The following is a 14334-nucleotide window of genomic DNA, read 5'->3' as shown; positions in this document are numbered from 1 at the left end:
GAGGCCTTTACACCGTGTTTCGGGTGGTTGTGGTGGAGTGACGTCCGTGCCACCGATCGGAAGATGGAGACGAATGCGCAGGAAAGCGTGGGCCGGTTCCGTAGCGGCGCTGATGCTGAGCGCAGGCGCCGCGTGCGGCAGCGGCAGCGGTACGGAGGGCGGCGGCGAGGCCACCGGCGCCGTCACCACAGGCGCCACGACCGGTTCCCCTTCCGCCACCCACGAGCTGGGCACCCCGGAGGAGCTGGCCAGCGGCATCGACGTGCCGTGGGGGCTGACGTTCCTGCCCGGCGGTGACGCGCTGATCGCCGAACGCGACACCGGCCGGATCCTGCGCCTGACGCCGGGCGGCCGGCCACGGCAGGTGGCCGAGGTGCCCGGCGTCGCCGCGGGTGGCGAGGGCGGGCTGCTCGGCCTCGCCGCCTCACCCGGCTTCGCGACCGACAATCTCGTGTACGCCTACCTCACCGCCGCCGGCGACAACCGCGTCATCAGGTTCAAGCTCGACGGCGGCGACCCGGAGGTGATCTTCGACGGCATCGCCAAGGCGGGCTTTCACAACGGCGGACGCATCGCGTTCGGCCCGGACGGCATGCTCTACGCCGGCACCGGCGACGCCGGGAACACCGCCAGCTCGCAGGACCCGGACAGCCCCAACGGCAAGATCCTGCGGCTGACGCCCGACGGCGAGCCCGCACCCGGCAACCCCACGCCGGGCTCCGCCGTCTACAGCCTCGGCCACCGCAACGTGCAGGGCCTGGCCTGGGACGACCAGGACCGCCTGTTCGCCACCGAGTTCGGTCAGAACGAGCTGGACGAGGTCAACCTCATCCAGCCGGGACGCAACTACGGCTGGCCCGAGGTCGAGGGTGAGGGCGACACCGCCGGTGGCCGCTACACCAACCCGCTGGTCACCTGGCCCGTCCGCGAGGCGTCCCCGTCCGGGATGGCGATCGCGGGCTCCACCGCGTACGTGGCGGCGCTGCGCGGCGAACGGCTCTGGACCCTGCCCCTCGACGGCGACGACCTGGGCGAACCGGTCGCGCAGCTCGACGGGCGCTACGGCCGGCTGCGCACGGTGCAGGTCGCGCCGGACGGCGCCCTGTGGGTCACCACGTCCAACACCGACGGGCGCGGCGACCTGCGCGACGGCGACGACCGCGTCCTGCGCTTCCGAGCCCGCTGATCAGTAGTAGCCCTTGGTGCCGTCCAGCAGCTCCCTGATGGTGTCGAGGTGGCCGGCGTGCCGGGCGGTCTCCTCGACCATGTGGATCAGCATCCAGCGCAGGCTCGCCTGGGCGGAGCGGAAGTCGGGGTGTTTGCCCACGTCGTCCAGGGAGTGGGCGGCGATGATCTCGTTGGAGAGCCGGCACTGGGCCTCGTACTCCGCCACGAGCCGGGCGAGCGGGACGCTCTCCACGCGCATGTCGGCGTCCTCGACGGACTCGTCGAACTGCGGGTTGCCCTCGGGTGAGCGGCCCAGGAACAGCACCTCGAACCAGCAGTGCTCGGTCCAGCGCAGGTGGGAGAGGAGCCCGGCGACTGTCATGAGCGGCGAGTCCGGCAGGACCGGCCGGTAGGTGTCGTCCTGCGACAGGCCCTCGCACTTCCACAGCGCGATGGCGCGTTGCGTGTCGAGCCAGCCGACGAGCTGGGTGCGTTCGTCGGCAACGAAGGGAGGGCGTTCGCGAGGGATGCTCATGAGCGCCGACGTTAGTGCACGTCGCGGCGTGGCCGCATGAGATTTTTCCCGCTCATCGGCCGATTCGAAGCCGGTTCCGGCTCACCGGCCGTCATCCCGCTGCCTGGTAGCGGGCCGGTTCAGTGAGATCGCCTGACGCCAGTGCTCGGCCGCCTGCGTCATGTCGTGGCCGAGCAGCTCGAGGAAGCGGCTGGTGGTGCGGAGCCGGTCGCCGGTGGGCGTGTCGGGGCCGAAGATCTCGGCGCCGTGCCGGGTGGTGTCGGCCCACAGCGCCATCGCCCTGGCGCTGGCCAGCCAGGTGCGGTACCAGACGTCGGGCGACAGGAAGTACCGCGTCCGGCGGGCCTCGCGCTGCCTGGAGACCATCTCCCGCTGCTCCAGCCACTTGATCGCGTTCGAGATCGTCGCCGGGCTGACCTGCAGCCGCCGCACCAGCTCCGTGGCGGTCAGGCTGCCGCTCTCGCTGACGAACAGCGCGGCGAACACCTTGGCCGTCATGGGCGACATGCCGGACTGAACCATGATGGCGGTGAACTGCTCCTCGAACTCGCGGGCCGTGCGGGCGTCGCGGCTGTCGGCGGCGGGCGCGACGCCGGGGTGGGGGGCGCGCTTGCGGCGGCGGGCCCGCCAGCTCGTCGCGTGCTGGGCGCGGGCCGCCCGGTAGCCGTGCGGGCCGCCGTTCCTGGCGATCTCGCGGGTGACGGTGGACCTGGAGCGCCCCAGGCGGCGGGCGATCTCCGCGTACGTCAGGCCGGCGGTCAGGCCGTCGGCGATGCGGCGGCGGTCCTCGGCGGTCAGCCTGGCACCTGGCACGCGCCCTCCTCTCCTGTTGCACTCGGCTGCCTGCTCATTGCACCACAATCATGACTGGGCGCGGACACCGAAGGGGTGCGGATGAGCAGCGTCACCCCGGCTGAGGCTCAGTACTCGGGGACCTCCCGCACGGCCCCCTTGTCGGCGGACTGCGCCATGAAGGCGTAGGCGCGCAGCGCGGCGGAGACGGGACGGTCGCGGTGCACGGGCCGGTAGCCGCCGCCCCGCTCCAGCTCCGCGCGCCGGGCGGCGAGCTCCGGCTCCGCCACCTGGAGGTGCAGCGACCGCCCGGCGATGTCGACGGTGACGGTGTCGCCGTCCCGGACGAGGGCCAGCGGCCCGCCGGCCGCCGCCTCGGGTGAGACGTGGCCGACCGACAGCCCTGAGCTGCCGCCGGAGAAGCGCCCGTCGGTGACCACCGCGACCGAGGCGGCCAGGCCGCGCCCCTTGAGGTACGCGGTCGGGTACAGCATCTCCTGCATGCCGGGCCCGCCGCGCGGCCCCTCGTACCGGATGACCAGGACGGATCCCGGCGTGACCCGCCCGGACAGGATCGCCTCCCCGGCCTCCTCCTGCGACTCGGTCACCACCGCCCGGCCGGTGAAGACGCGCATGCCGTCCTCGACGCCGGCGGACTTCACCACGGCGCCGCCGGGCGCGAGGTTGCCGCGCAGGACGGCCAGGCCCGCGTCCGGCGAGTACGCGTGGCCGGTGGCCCGCACGCAGCCGGCCTCGGCGTCCAGGTCGAGCGACTCCCAGCGGGCCGACTGGGAGAACGCGGCCGACGAGCGGACGCCGCCCGGCGCGGCGTGGAACAGCTCGACCGCCTCGCGCGAAGGGGCGTGGCCGCGCACGTCCCAGGCGGCCAGCCACTCCTCCAGAGACCCGGCGTGGACGGCGTGCACGTCCTTGTGCAGCAGCCCGGCGCGGTGCAATTCGCCGAGGATGGCCGGGATGCCGCCGGCCCGGTGCACGTCCTCCATCAGGTAGTGGCCGTTGGGGGCGACCTTGCACAGGCACGGCACCTGGCGCGAGCGCGTCTCGATGTCGGCCAGGGTGTAGTCGAGACCGGCCTCGTGGGCGGCGGCGAGCAGGTGCAGCACGGTGTTGGTGGAGCCGCCCATGGCCAGGTCCAGGGCCATGGCGTTGTCGAACGCGGCGCGGGAGGCGACGGCTCTGGGCAGCACGCGGGCGTCGTCGTCGCCGTAGTAGCGGTTCGCCAGCTCCACCACGGTGCGTCCGGCCTGCTCGTACAGGGCGCGGCGGGCGGTGTGGGTGGCCAGGGTGGTGCCGTTGCCGGGCAGGGCCAGGCCGAGCGCCTCCAGCAGGCAGTTCATGGAATTGGCGGTGAACATGCCCGAGCAGGACCCGCAGGTGGGGCAGGCCGCCTCTTCGATCCTGGCCAGGTCGCCGTCCGCCACCTCGGGGTTGACCGCCTCGGACATGGCGGTGATCAGGGTGAGGCCGGTGCGGACCGTGCCGTCGGACAGCACCGCGCGCCCGCCCTCCATCGGGCCGCCGGAGACGAACACCGTGGGGATGTTCAGCCGCAGCGCGGCCATCAGCATCCCCGGCGTGATCTTGTCGCAGTTGGAGACGCACACCAGGGCGTCGGCGCAGTGCGCCTGGACCATGTACTCGATGGAGTCGGCGATCAGGTCCCGCGACGGCAGCGAGTACAGCATCCCGCCGTGGCCCATGGCGATGCCGTCGTCCACGGCGATGGTGTTGAACTCGCGGGCGATGCCGCCCGCCGCCGTGACGGCGTCGCAGACGATGCGGCCCACCGGCTGCAGGTGGGTGTGGCCGGGGACGAACTCGGCGAAGCTGTTGGCCACCGCGACGACCGGCTTGACGCCGATGTCGGCGGCGGGGACGCCGGAGGCGCGCATCAGGGCGCGGGCGCCGGCCATGTTCCGCCCGTGGGTGACCGTTCGTGATCTCAACTGTGGCATGCGGCCATGGTGGCGGCGGGCGGGCGTACGGCGAAGACGCCCGTACTGCTAGTAGTCCCACTACCAGCATTACCCTTGACCGGGTGAGCACGGCAGCGGAGCGACGCGCGGAGCTGGGCAGCTTCCTGCGCGCCAGGCGCGCGGGCCTGGACCCGACGGCGGTCGGCCTGCCCCCGGCGGGGCCGCGCCGCAGGGGCGGCCTGCGCCGCGAGGAGGTCGCCACCCTGTCAGGGGTGAGCGCCACCTGGTACACGTGGCTGGAGCAGGGCCGCGACATCCAGCCCTCCCGCCAGGTGCTGGACGCGCTGGCCCGCTGCCTGCGCCTGACCGGCACCGAGCACGCCTACGTGCTCTCCCTGGCCGGCTACACCCCGCTGCCCTCGGCCGCGGAGCCGTCCGATCAGGAGGCGCCCGGCCACGTGCGGCGGCTGCTGGACGCGCTGGCCGGCTTCCCGGCCTACGCCATCGCCCCCGACTGGACGATCACCGGCTGGAACGCCGCCTACGCCGCGCTCTACCCGAACGTGGCCGGCGTCGCCCCGGCCGACCGCAACCTGCTGTGGCTGGTGTTCACCGACCCCTACGTGCGCGACCTGCTGCCCGACTGGGAGACCACCAGCCGCCGCTTCCTGGCCGAGTTCCGCGCCGAGGCAGGGCCCCGGCTGGGCGACCTGGCCCGCTCGCCGGTCATCCAGCGGCTGCTGCGCGCGAGCGCGCCGTTCCGCGACGCCTGGCAGGACCACCGCATCGAGGGCTTCGCCTCCCGGCAGCGCGTCTTCCACCATCCGGCGCAGGGGGTGCTGCGTTACGAGCACCACCGCCTGGCCCCCGCCGACCACCCGGACCTGCACGTGGTGATCTACACGCCTGCCGCGCCCTGACCTGGGTCGCGGGCCGTCAGCACGCTCCACGCGGCCAGCGGCGCCAGCAGCAGCGTCAGCACGCCCGACAGGATCAGGCTGGGGTGGGTGCCGGCCGCGGCGACGAGCGGGCCGCCGGCGAGCAGGCCGAGCGGGGCGGCGACCGTCGAGCCCGTCGTCCAGAGCGTGACGACCGGCTGCTGCTCGTCCGGCCGCAGGCCCGACTGCAGGAAGCTGTACGCGACGGGCGTGAACGGTGCCCAGATCAGGCCGCCGATGCCGAAGGCGACCATGGCGGCGGCCTGGCTCCCGATGCCCGCCAGCGCGATCGGGCACAACGCCCACAGGGCGACGATCGTGATGAGCAACGGGCGCTGCGGCAGGTCGCGGAGCCGGTCCACGAGGGCCGCGCCCACCAGCGCGCCGACGCCCAGCGCGGTCCAGAGCAGGCCCAGCCCGGACGCCCCGGTGTGCAGCGTCTCGCGCACGTACAGCGGCAGGGCCACCTCGATCGGCATGTAGAGGAAGTTGAAGAAGAACACCACGACGAGCAGCCGCCGGGCCACGGGCCGCCGCCGCAGGATCCGCCATCCGGACTCCCGATGCGGCTTGACCTCACGAGCCGGAGCCGGGGATCGGGGCGCGCACCACAACACCGCCGCCAGCAGGATCAGCGCCCCGCACGCATCGGCGAACAGCGCCCACCCGGCCCCTGCCGACGCCACCAGGAGCCCGCCCGCCACGGGCCCGAGGACGAGCAGCGCGAAGTTGCCGCCCACCCCCAGCAGCCCGTTGACGGCGAACCGGTCCGCCTCGCCCACCATCGAGGTGGCCAGCAGGCGGCGGCTGCTGGCGCCCGCCATCCGGAACACGCTGCCCAGCAGCAGCCCGCCGATCAGCAGGGGCAGGGTCAGCCGCCCCGTCACCGCCAGCAACCCCAGACCGGTGAACGTGACCGCGCGCAGCACGCAGTCGGCCAGCAGCAACAGCCGCGGCGGCGCCGAGAACCGTCCCAGGCTGATGGCCAGGGCGAGCACCGTGGACAGCAGGAACGGCGCCGCCTCCACCAGCCCGATCGCCACCGCCGCCGGTACATTCCCGTGGATTGCCAGCGTCTGCACGGGCATGGCGACGATCAGCATGCCCGTCCCGGCCTGCGCCAGCAGGTCGCCCAGCAGCAGGCCGGTCACCCGCCGGTCGCGGCGCAGGACGTCGCGGTACGAGCTGTTCGTCGCGGCCGGTGCGGTCGTCACAGCAGGCTCCTCCGATCGGCGGGACGCGCCGTCAGCCCCACGCGCCGGCGATCTGCCGTGTGGTGGCGTTGAGCCGGTTGTACAGGTTCGTGACGGCGATCATCAAGACGATCGAGGCGAGCTGCTTCTCGTCGTAGTAGGTGGCGGCGGTGTCCCAGATCTCGTCGCCGACCGAGTCGGGCTGGTCGGCCAGCCGCGTCGCGGCCTCGGCCAGCGCGAGCGCCGCCCGCTCCTCCTCGGTGAAGTACGGTGCCGCCATCGCCCGCGAGGCGTCCGACGAGGCCGTGGCGCACCTGCGCGAGGCGCTCGCGGTGGCCCGCGACGACGGGCACCAGCACAACGAGGCGTGGTGCCTGAACTGCATGGGGGTGGCGTTGCGCCGGATGGGCAGGTACGAGGAGGCGCTGGCCCGCGAGGGGATCGCGGCCGTGCTCGACGAGACGGACCCGGCTGCGGCGGCCGGTCAGGCCGTCCTCCGGGAGCTCACCCCTCCTGGCTGACGGGCTGGGCGGCGTCGGCGTAGCGGCGGGCGAGCTGCGCGAACGCGTCCTTCAGCTCGGCCGGGCCGACCACCTCGATGTCGGCGTCGAACCTGCCGACGGAGGCGGCCAGGCCCGTCCACGACCACGAGCCCAGCACCAGCCGGCAACGATCGGGGCCCAGCTCCTCGACCACGCCGTCACGTACGAAGGGCGACAGGGCGGAGGCGGGCAGGCCGAGGATCACCTCGCCCCGGCAGGGCCAGTCGCCGGAGGCGTCCGCGCCGCGGAACCTGGCGGCCAGGAACGCGGCGACCGTGCCCCCGGGCAGCTCGCGCGGGGTGAAGCGGGGCCCCGCCGGGGTGCGCGGGGTGAGGCGGTCGGCGCGGAAGGTGCGCCAGTCCTCGCGGTCGAGGTCCCAGGCGACGAGGTACCAGCGCCCGCCCCAGGTGACCAGGTGGTGCGGCTCCGCCCGGCGCGGCGGGCCGTCGCCTGAGCCGTAGTCGAAGCGCAGCACCTCGCCGGCGTGCACGGCGGCGCTGAGCGCCACCAGCACGCCCGCTTCCACCTGCGGCTCAGCCCGCTCGACGGCGCTGACCTGCAAGGTGTCGATTCGGTGGCGCAGCCGGGCGGGCATGACTTGGCGGACGGTGTTCAGCGCGCGGGCCGAGGCCTCCGCGATGCCGGCGCCGCTGGTGGTGGCGATCCGCAACGCGATGGCCAGGGCGACGGCCTGCTCGTCGTCGAACAGCAGCGGGGGCAGCTCCGAGCCCGCGTCCAGGCGGTAGCCGCCGTCCGGGCCCTTGAAGGTGGTGATCGGGTAGCCCAGCTCGCGCAGGCGGTCGACGTCGCGGCGCACGGTGCGCGGGCTGACGTCCAGCCGGTCGGCCAGCAGCGCGCCCGGCCAGTCCCTGCGTGTCTGGAGCAACGAGAGCAGCGCCAGCAGCCGGGCGGAGGTCTTCGGCATGCGTGCCATTGTGCCCGGAGTAGAGGTCACGACCTGTCCGCTACCCCTGCCACTGTGGGTCGCGCAAAAGAGATGTCTTCGATGACAGGAGCCATAGATGTCCGTCAAGTCCGTCCTGCACCTGAACTTCCGTGGCGAGGCCCGCGCGGCGCTGGAGTTCTACCGGTCCGTGTTCGGCGGCGACCTCGCCGTCGTCACCTACAAGGACACCGGCCACGTGCAGGATCCCGCCGACGCCGACCTCGTGACGTGGGGTCAGGTGCTCGCCGATGACGGCTTCCACGTGATGGCCTACGACGTGCCGTCCGCGATGCCGTTCGAGCGGGGCGAGAACTCCTTCTTCCTGTCCGTACGCGGTGCGGACGCGGCGGAGATCACCGCGTACTGGGAGAGGCTCACCGAGGGGGCGACCGTCGTGCAGCCGCTGGGCCCCTCCCCGTGGGCGCCGCTCTACGGGATGCTCAAGGACCGCTTCGGCGTCGTCTGGGTCCTCGACGTCGCCGCCGCGTCCGGTGCGAAGAGATGACCGTTCTCACGACCCGGGCGCTGAACCGGGCGACGCTGGCCCGCCAGCTCCTGCTCGACCGCGCCCCCGTCCCCGCGCGGGACGCGGTCGCCCACCTGTGCGGCCTGCAGGCACAGGAGCCGCAGGAGCCGTTCGCGGGCCTGTGGTCCCGGGTGCGCGCCTTCGACCCGGCTGGCCTGTCGAGCCTGCTCACCGGCCGCGACGTGGTCCGCACCCACCTGATGCGCCGCACCGTCCACCTGCTCACCGCCGAGGACACCCTCGCCTGGCGCGCCCGGCACGACGCCATGCTGCGCCAGCGCGTGCTCGGCACCTACCGCGGCGAACTCGCCGGGGTGGACCTCGACGCGCTGGCGGCGGCGGGCCGGGCGGTGATGACCGACGGCGTGCCCCGCTCGATGAGCGAGCTGGCACGGGCGGTGATCGAGCGCTTTCCGCAGACGGGACCACTGCCGGGGCCGAGGCCGCTCGGTGAGCTGCTGGTCGCGGCCCTCATCCCGATGGCGCAGCTACCGCCGCGCGGTCTGTGGCAGGCCAAGGCGGGGGTGCGCAACCTGCCGCTCTCCGCCTGGCTGGGCCGGGAGCCCGACCCGCTGCCCGCGGACGGCTCCGACCCGGTGGGCCAGGAGCTGGTGCGCCGCTACCTCGCCGCGTTCGGCCCCGCAGCCGCGGCCGACCTGCGCGCCTGGAGCGGGCTGGCCGGGCTGCCCGCCGCGGTGGCCGCGGTCCGCGACGAGCTGGTCAGCTTCCGGGACGAGCGGGGCAGGGTGCTGCTCGACCTGCCTGGCGCGCCGCGCCCCGACCCGGACACCCCAGCTCCGGTACGGTTCCTGCCGGCGTTCGACAACGCGATCCTCGGCTACCACGACCGCGGCCGGATCATCGACGACGCGCACCGCGGCCTGTCGGTGGCGGGCGCCCGCGTGGTCCTGGTGGACGGCAGGGTCGCCGCGACCTGGACCGTCGAGGGCGGCGTGGTGACGGTCGTCCCGCTGCGTCCCCTCTCCCGCGACGACCGGGAGGCCGTGGGGGAGGAGGGGCGGGCGCTGGCGTCGTTCCTGTCGGACGGCGAGAGCGACGGCGTGCGGATCTCCGCCTAGCGGCAGCCCTATGCTCTACATCAAGTAGTACTACGAGATGTAGGGGGATGGGATGCGCGTACTCATCGCGGGAGCAGGCCTCGCGGGAGTGGCGGCGGCCAGGGGCTTTCTCGCCGCCGGACACGAGGTCACGGTGCTGGAGCGCGCGCCCGCGTTACGCGAGACCGGCTGCGCGATCATGATCTGGCACAACGGCACGACCGTGCTGGACGATCTCGGCGTCCGCATGGACGGGGCGGGGCAGCGCCTGGACGCCGTCGAGGTCCGCAGCGCCAAGGGCCGCCGGGTGATGGTCATGGACCTGGAACGGCTGGCGGCCGAGTTCGGCGCCCCGGTGGTGTCGCTGCCCCGCCGGGTGCTGCTCGACCGGCTGGCCGAGGGGCTGCCGGAGCACGTCTACCGGTTCGGCGCCCGCGTCACCGGGGTGCACGACGACGGCCGGTCGGTGCGCGTACGGACCGAGGACGGCGCCGAGCACACCGGAGACCTGCTCATCGGGGCCGACGGCGTGAACTCCCAGGTCCGTACGGCCCTCTTCGGCCCCTCGCCCGCGCACCCGACCGGCACGGCGACCTGGCAGGGCCTGATCAAGGCGCCCTTCGACCCTGGCACGCGCGCCCTGCTGTTCCTCGGCCCCCAGGGCGACTTCGGGCTGAACCCGTCCGGCGACGGCACCCTGCAGTGGCTCATCGACTTCCGCCTGCGCCCCGCCGACGTGCACGAGCGCCGCGACCGCGCGCTCGCCGCCCTCAGGCGGCGCTACGGCTCGTGGGGCTCGCCCGTCCCCGAACTGCTGGAAGCGCTGTCGGCGGACGACATCGAGCTGTTCCCGCACCGACGGCACCGCGCGCCGCTCCGCTGGCGGCGCGGGCGCACCGTCCTGATCGGGGACGCGGCGCACGCCATGCCGCCCACCCTGGCACAGGGCGCGGGCCAGGGGCTCGAGGACGTGTCCGCGCTCCTGCGCGCCCTGGCCGAAGCGGAGCCGGACCAGGCACTGGACCTTTACGAGCAGCGCAGGCGACGCCACGCGACGCTGGCCTCGGCGCTGGCCACGAGGGCCGTCGCGACCGGCGGGCCCCGGGCGGTCCTGACGCAGAGCGAGTGGGCGATGCGCGGTGCCGTCGCCATGCCCGCCGGGCTGGGCACCTGGATGTTGCGCAGGCTTCTCCGTGGGGTCAGCACCAGGCTGCTTTGACACCCTCTACAGCTAACCGCTATCTATTGGCTAACCGTTAGGCCCGGATGGCTTGATCGAGAGGACGCACGACGTGGCATCACACGCCGCCGGCACCCGGCGTTTCATCACGAACACGGGTGAACCCCGCGACTGGGCGTCCCCCAAGGCGGACCTGGTGACGGCGCTGCTCGGCGTCTGGTTCGGGGCCGGGCTGATGATCGACGCCTGGGCGCACGCCAACCTGGCCGAGCTGGAGACGTTCTTCACCCCGTGGCACGCCGTGTTCTACTCGGGGTTCGCCGTCGTCTCCGGCTGGATCATCTGGCAGGTGTGGCGCAACCTGCGCACCGGACGGCAGGGGGTGGCGGCCGTGCCGATGGGCTACCTCGCCGGGCTGGTGGCCATCCCGGCGTTCGCCGCCTTCGGGCTCGCCGACCTGACGTGGCACACCGTCCTCGGCATCGAGACGACCCTGAACATCTTCTTCAGCCCGTCCCACCTCGGCCTCGTCGTGACGATGCTGCTCATCATCACCACCCCGCTGCGCTCGGCCTGGAGTGCGCCGCACGTCGGCGCGCGGCCCCGGCTCGGCCGGCTGCTGCCCGCGCTGATCGGGCTCGCGTTCGCCACCACCCTGGTGTCGCTGTTCCTGTCGTACGGCGGCGCCCTGCAGTACCGGCCCCAGGTGATCGTCGAGGCGCTGTCCATGGGGCAGGGCCCGGCCGCCGTGCCGCAGGGCGGCGGCCCCAGGCCGGTCGCCGTGGGCGCCGAGCGCGTGGCCGTCGCCATGGTCGTCACCAACGTCGTCATGCTCAGCCCGGTGCTGCTGCTGGCGCGCCGCTGGCTGCTGCCGTTCGGCTCGGTCACCGTCATGTACGCGATCATCGCGCTCATGCCGGGCGCGCAGACGTCGTTCCGCAACCTGCCGATCCTGGGGGCGTTCGTGGCCGCCGGGCTCGTGAGCGACCTGCTCATCCGCTGGCTGCGGCCCTCGGGCGAGCGGCGCGGCGCCTACTGGGCGTTCGCCGGGCTGTCGGCGTTCGCCACCTGGACGCTCTACCTCGCCGTCGCCTCCGCCTTCGCGGGCGGCCTGCCCGCCGTGCCCGAGCTGTGGACCGGCGCGCCGGTCGTCGCGGGGCTGATCGGGCTGGCGCTCGGCGTGCTGTTCCTGCCCGGACCCGGTACGCCGCCACCGTACGCTTCACTGGAAAGGTGATCACAGCGGAGGTCCGGTGATGAAGAGGTGGCACATCCTGGTCGCGGCGTTACTCGCGGCCGTGGCGGCGGCGCTGTTCGTCGTGGGCAGGAGCACGGCCGCCGGGCCGATCACCCTGACCACCGCGGGCACCCGCTACACCGCCACCGTCCTCATCCCCGATCCCCGGCCCGGCCAGGTCACCGTGGAGATCCAGGTGAGCAGGGGCGACGCCGACAGCGTGGCCGTGTCGGCGGTGATGGCCGAGATGGGGCACTCCACGCCTGAGCTGACCGCCGCCGAGCGGGAACCCGGCCGGTTCGTGGCCGGGGGTGAGCTGTTTCCGATGAGCGGGGTCTGGGAGCTGACGATCCGCCTGGACGGCCCCGCCGGTGAGGAGCAGCTCGCCGTCAGGGCGCTGATCCCGGACTAACCGCGCAGGGCGGCGGCCACCTGGTCGGGATGGGTGAGCTGTGGGTAGTGCCCGGCCCCTTCGATCGTGGTCACGGGCTGCTCCACCGGCACGGTCAGTGGGTCGGCCGAGCCCACGATGATCTCCGCGTTCACTTGGGCAAGAAGTTCGCGAAGCTCGTCCCGTACGGCATGGGCGGCCCGCAGCGCCCCCACCACCCTTCCCGCCTGCCCGGGGCGTGCCAGGTTGGCGGCAGCGGAGGCGATGGCCGGGCCTTCCGGGACGCCGAGCGCACCGGCCAGCCGGGCGGCGGACATGCGCCGCAGCAGGAGCGCGGCCGGTGGCGTCCGCCGCAGCCAGGGCGTCGGCGCTTGGAGGAAGGGCGGGGCGATCAGCACGAGCCGCGAGATGCGATCCGGGTGCGCCGCCGCGTAGCGGAGGGCGGGGACGCAGGCCAGCGAGTGCGCCACCAGCACCGGCCTGGCCCCGCCCACCAGCTCATCAAGCCACCCCCCGACGGACCCGCCCGGAGGCTCGTCGGCGAGCAGTGTTCCCAAGCGCCCGCTCGGAGGCTGCTCGGTGAGTCGCGTCCCAACGCGCCCGCTCCTGGAACCGTCGGCGAGCCGTGTCCCGGAGCGCCCGCTCGTGGGCCCGCCGGTGAGCCACTTCCCGGCGGCCCTGCCGGTGAGCCGCTCACCGGCGGGCCCGTGGGCGGGACCTGAGCGGCCCAACCCCGGGAGATCGGCCGTCAGCACGGGCCCGTCGAGCCGGTCGGCGACCTCCTGCCACGACCCGGAGTCCAGCGGCAACCCGTGCAGCAGCACGTGACCCGGCTCTTCCCCGGTGACCCAGGTCGCGATGCCCGCCACCCGCCGATACCCGTACGGCCCGCGAGGCGTCGACCCTTCGCCGAACCGGGCCGCCACCAGCTCGTCGGCCCAGTCCGTGAGCGCGCTCTCGACCGGCGGCATCCGCAACCCGGCCTTCTCTGCAACGGCTTGAGCAGACGCGGTGTCGTACCGATCGGTGGACAGAAAGGCCAAAGTCTCGGGCTCGACCCCGGTCAGCGCACGAGGCAGCCGCCGCAGCAACCCGACCGGCACCGAACGCTTCGGCGCCCGCACCCCCATGTGCCGCGCGAGCAGCCCGACAAGCTCCGGCAACACCGGCGTCCCCTCGTCGAGCACCCAGTACGCCCCCTCCTCCCACTCAGGCATCCCAGCCAGAAAAGCCGCGAAATATCCGGCCTCCACCACGGGCACGAACACCCTCCGCCCTCCGGGAAGCGCAGGCAGCCGCCCATGCCACAGATCGGACACCACGGAGGCCAGCCCGATGAACTGCCCTGGGCCGATCACGGTGGACGGGTTGGCGATGCTCAACGGGATGCCCCGCTCAAGGGCGCGCGTCCGCACGGCCGCGTCCCCCTCTGCCTTGGACGCCTCGTACGCGCCCAGCCGCCGGTAGTCGGGCGGCCCGTCCACCCCGCCGACCCGGTAACCGCTGACGTGCACGACGCGGCGGAGTCCGGGCCGGGTGGCGGCCCAGTCGAGCACGTGCAGCGCTCCTGTCACGTTCGTGGCGCGCGCCTCCTCGACGCCCAGCCCGAACGCGTACCGCCCCGCGCAGTTGTAGACGTCACGGACCTGGGTCAGCTCGCCGGGAGGCAGGCCGAGGCCGGGCCGCGTGATGTCGGCCCGGACGACGGTCAGCCCGTCCACCGGCACACCCTCCTCGGTCAGCCAGGCCGTGAGGCGGTCGGCGCCGCGGACCGTCGCGGCGACGGCCCGGCCGCGGCGCAGCAGCTCCGCGACCAGGAAGCGCCCGATGAGGCCGGAGGCGCCGAAGACGATCGAATCGGGTTCCATACGCACACTCTCTCTAGACCGGTC

At 73.7% G+C, this 14334-nt stretch carries 15 protein-coding genes and 1 pseudogene; 8 read left to right on the top strand and 8 right to left on the bottom strand.

The features are described from left to right. Nucleotides 1-73 precede the first annotated feature (73 nt). Complete coding sequence (locus tag ABD331_RS19000) at nucleotides 74-1186, top strand: PQQ-dependent sugar dehydrogenase (RefSeq protein WP_344476443.1); 1113 nt, start codon at nucleotides 74-76, stop codon at nucleotides 1184-1186. Here the strand turns inward: ABD331_RS19000 and ABD331_RS18995 are convergent, their stop codons facing one another. The 4 genes and pseudogenes from ABD331_RS18995 to ilvD all read right to left on the bottom strand — a co-directional run bounded on the left by ABD331_RS18995 (nucleotide 1187) and on the right by ilvD (nucleotide 4470). Then, complete coding sequence (locus tag ABD331_RS18995) at nucleotides 1187-1702, bottom strand: DinB family protein (RefSeq protein ID WP_344476440.1); 516 nt, start codon at nucleotides 1700-1702, stop codon at nucleotides 1187-1189. Nucleotides 1703-1783: 81 nt separating this feature from the next. Further along, on the bottom strand, nucleotides 1784-2392 hold the full coding sequence (locus ABD331_RS18990; protein ID WP_425566011.1) for a GbsR/MarR family transcriptional regulator: 609 nt from the start codon (nucleotides 2390-2392) through the stop codon (nucleotides 1784-1786). Further along, nucleotides 2381-2515: pseudogene (locus tag ABD331_RS60955) on the bottom strand (helix-turn-helix domain-containing protein); the annotation flags it as partial. The gene ABD331_RS18990 and the pseudogene ABD331_RS60955, both read right to left, overlap by 12 nt. 107 nt (nucleotides 2516-2622) lie before the next feature. After that, nucleotides 2623-4470, bottom strand: coding sequence for a dihydroxy-acid dehydratase (ilvD, locus tag ABD331_RS18985; protein ID WP_344476435.1), 1848 nt, complete (start codon nucleotides 4468-4470; stop codon nucleotides 2623-2625). 83 nt (nucleotides 4471-4553) lie between these two features. On the opposite strand from ilvD, the gene ABD331_RS18980 reads away from it, so the two are divergent. Continuing rightward, entirely contained in the window at nucleotides 4554-5351 is a 798-nt protein-coding gene (locus tag ABD331_RS18980) for a helix-turn-helix transcriptional regulator (RefSeq protein ID WP_344476432.1), read from the top strand. Here the strand turns inward: ABD331_RS18980 and ABD331_RS18975 are convergent. Both ABD331_RS18975 and ABD331_RS18970 read right to left on the bottom strand, forming a co-directional pair. Next, complete coding sequence (locus ABD331_RS18975) at nucleotides 5330-6583, bottom strand: MFS transporter (protein WP_344476430.1); 1254 nt, start codon at nucleotides 6581-6583, stop codon at nucleotides 5330-5332. The two genes, ABD331_RS18980 and ABD331_RS18975, sit on opposite strands and share 22 nt — an antisense overlap. 31 nt (nucleotides 6584-6614) lie before the next feature. After that, the gene (locus ABD331_RS18970) at nucleotides 6615-6842 is read right to left on the bottom strand and encodes a carboxymuconolactone decarboxylase family protein (protein WP_344476428.1); all 228 of its coding nucleotides are present in this window, start codon (nucleotides 6840-6842) and stop codon (nucleotides 6615-6617) included. Between ABD331_RS18970 and ABD331_RS18965 the strand changes: the two genes are divergently transcribed. After that, complete coding sequence (locus ABD331_RS18965) at nucleotides 6823-7083, top strand: tetratricopeptide repeat protein (RefSeq protein WP_344476426.1); 261 nt, start codon at nucleotides 6823-6825, stop codon at nucleotides 7081-7083. The two genes, ABD331_RS18970 and ABD331_RS18965, sit on opposite strands and share 20 nt — an antisense overlap. On the opposite strand, the gene ABD331_RS18960 is transcribed toward ABD331_RS18965, so the two are convergent. Further along, nucleotides 7067-8029 (bottom strand): helix-turn-helix transcriptional regulator, encoded by a 963-nt coding sequence (locus ABD331_RS18960; protein WP_344476424.1) that lies wholly within the window; start codon nucleotides 8027-8029, stop codon nucleotides 7067-7069. The genes ABD331_RS18965 and ABD331_RS18960 overlap by 17 nt on opposite strands. 97 nt (nucleotides 8030-8126) lie before the next feature. Here ABD331_RS18960 and ABD331_RS18955 point away from each other — a divergent pair, with 97 nt between their 5' ends. The 5 genes from ABD331_RS18955 (at nucleotide 8127) to ABD331_RS18935 (ending at nucleotide 12463) form a co-directional block, all read left to right on the top strand. After that, complete coding sequence (locus tag ABD331_RS18955) at nucleotides 8127-8555, top strand: VOC family protein (protein WP_344476421.1); 429 nt, start codon at nucleotides 8127-8129, stop codon at nucleotides 8553-8555. Next, nucleotides 8552-9655, top strand: a complete 1104-nt coding sequence (locus ABD331_RS18950) for a winged helix DNA-binding domain-containing protein (RefSeq protein ID WP_344476419.1) — start codon at nucleotides 8552-8554, stop codon at nucleotides 9653-9655. The genes ABD331_RS18955 and ABD331_RS18950 overlap by 4 nt, the downstream gene beginning before the upstream one ends. Nucleotides 9656-9707: 52 nt before the next feature. Continuing rightward, nucleotides 9708-10853: an FAD-dependent monooxygenase gene (locus ABD331_RS18945; RefSeq protein WP_344476417.1), complete on the top strand. Its 1146-nt coding sequence runs from the start codon at nucleotides 9708-9710 to the stop codon at nucleotides 10851-10853. A gap of 73 nt (nucleotides 10854-10926) precedes the next feature. Further along, on the top strand, nucleotides 10927-12051 hold the full coding sequence (locus ABD331_RS18940; protein ID WP_344476415.1) for a hypothetical protein: 1125 nt from the start codon (nucleotides 10927-10929) through the stop codon (nucleotides 12049-12051). A 19-nt stretch (nucleotides 12052-12070) separates the two neighbouring features. Continuing rightward, complete coding sequence (locus ABD331_RS18935) at nucleotides 12071-12463, top strand: hypothetical protein (protein ID WP_344476413.1); 393 nt, start codon at nucleotides 12071-12073, stop codon at nucleotides 12461-12463. On the opposite strand, the gene ABD331_RS18930 is transcribed toward ABD331_RS18935, so the two are convergent. Next, the gene (locus ABD331_RS18930) at nucleotides 12460-14310 is read right to left on the bottom strand and encodes an alpha/beta fold hydrolase (protein ID WP_344476411.1); all 1851 of its coding nucleotides are present in this window, start codon (nucleotides 14308-14310) and stop codon (nucleotides 12460-12462) included. The two genes, ABD331_RS18935 and ABD331_RS18930, sit on opposite strands and share 4 nt — an antisense overlap. Between the last annotated feature and the right edge of the window lie 24 nt (nucleotides 14311-14334).

It is taken from the genome of Nonomuraea monospora, assembly GCF_039531895.1.
Classification (GTDB): domain Bacteria; phylum Actinomycetota; class Actinomycetes; order Streptosporangiales; family Streptosporangiaceae; genus Nonomuraea; species Nonomuraea monospora.
This window is presented reverse-complemented; position numbering and strand designations above follow the sequence as displayed.

Coding starts and splice junctions, on each gene's coding strand:
- ABD331_RS18945 (WP_344476417.1), top strand. CDS start 9,708: ATGCGCGTACTCATCGCGGGAGCAGGCCTCGCGGGAGTGGCGGCGGCC.
- ABD331_RS19000 (WP_344476443.1), top strand. CDS start 74: ATGCGCAGGAAAGCGTGGGCCGGTTCCGTAGCGGCGCTGATGCTGAGC.
- ABD331_RS18930 (WP_344476411.1), bottom strand. CDS start 14,310: ATGGAACCCGATTCGATCGTCTTCGGCGCCTCCGGCCTCATCGGGCGC.
- ABD331_RS18955 (WP_344476421.1), top strand. CDS start 8,127: ATGTCCGTCAAGTCCGTCCTGCACCTGAACTTCCGTGGCGAGGCCCGC.
- ilvD (WP_344476435.1), bottom strand. CDS start 4,470: ATGCCACAGTTGAGATCACGAACGGTCACCCACGGGCGGAACATGGCC.
- ABD331_RS18935 (WP_344476413.1), top strand. CDS start 12,071: ATGAAGAGGTGGCACATCCTGGTCGCGGCGTTACTCGCGGCCGTGGCG.
- ABD331_RS18950 (WP_344476419.1), top strand. CDS start 8,552: ATGACCGTTCTCACGACCCGGGCGCTGAACCGGGCGACGCTGGCCCGC.
- ABD331_RS18960 (WP_344476424.1), bottom strand. CDS start 8,029: ATGCCGAAGACCTCCGCCCGGCTGCTGGCGCTGCTCTCGTTGCTCCAG.
- ABD331_RS18970 (WP_344476428.1), bottom strand. CDS start 6,842: ATGGCGGCACCGTACTTCACCGAGGAGGAGCGGGCGGCGCTCGCGCTG.
- ABD331_RS18995 (WP_344476440.1), bottom strand. CDS start 1,702: ATGAGCATCCCTCGCGAACGCCCTCCCTTCGTTGCCGACGAACGCACC.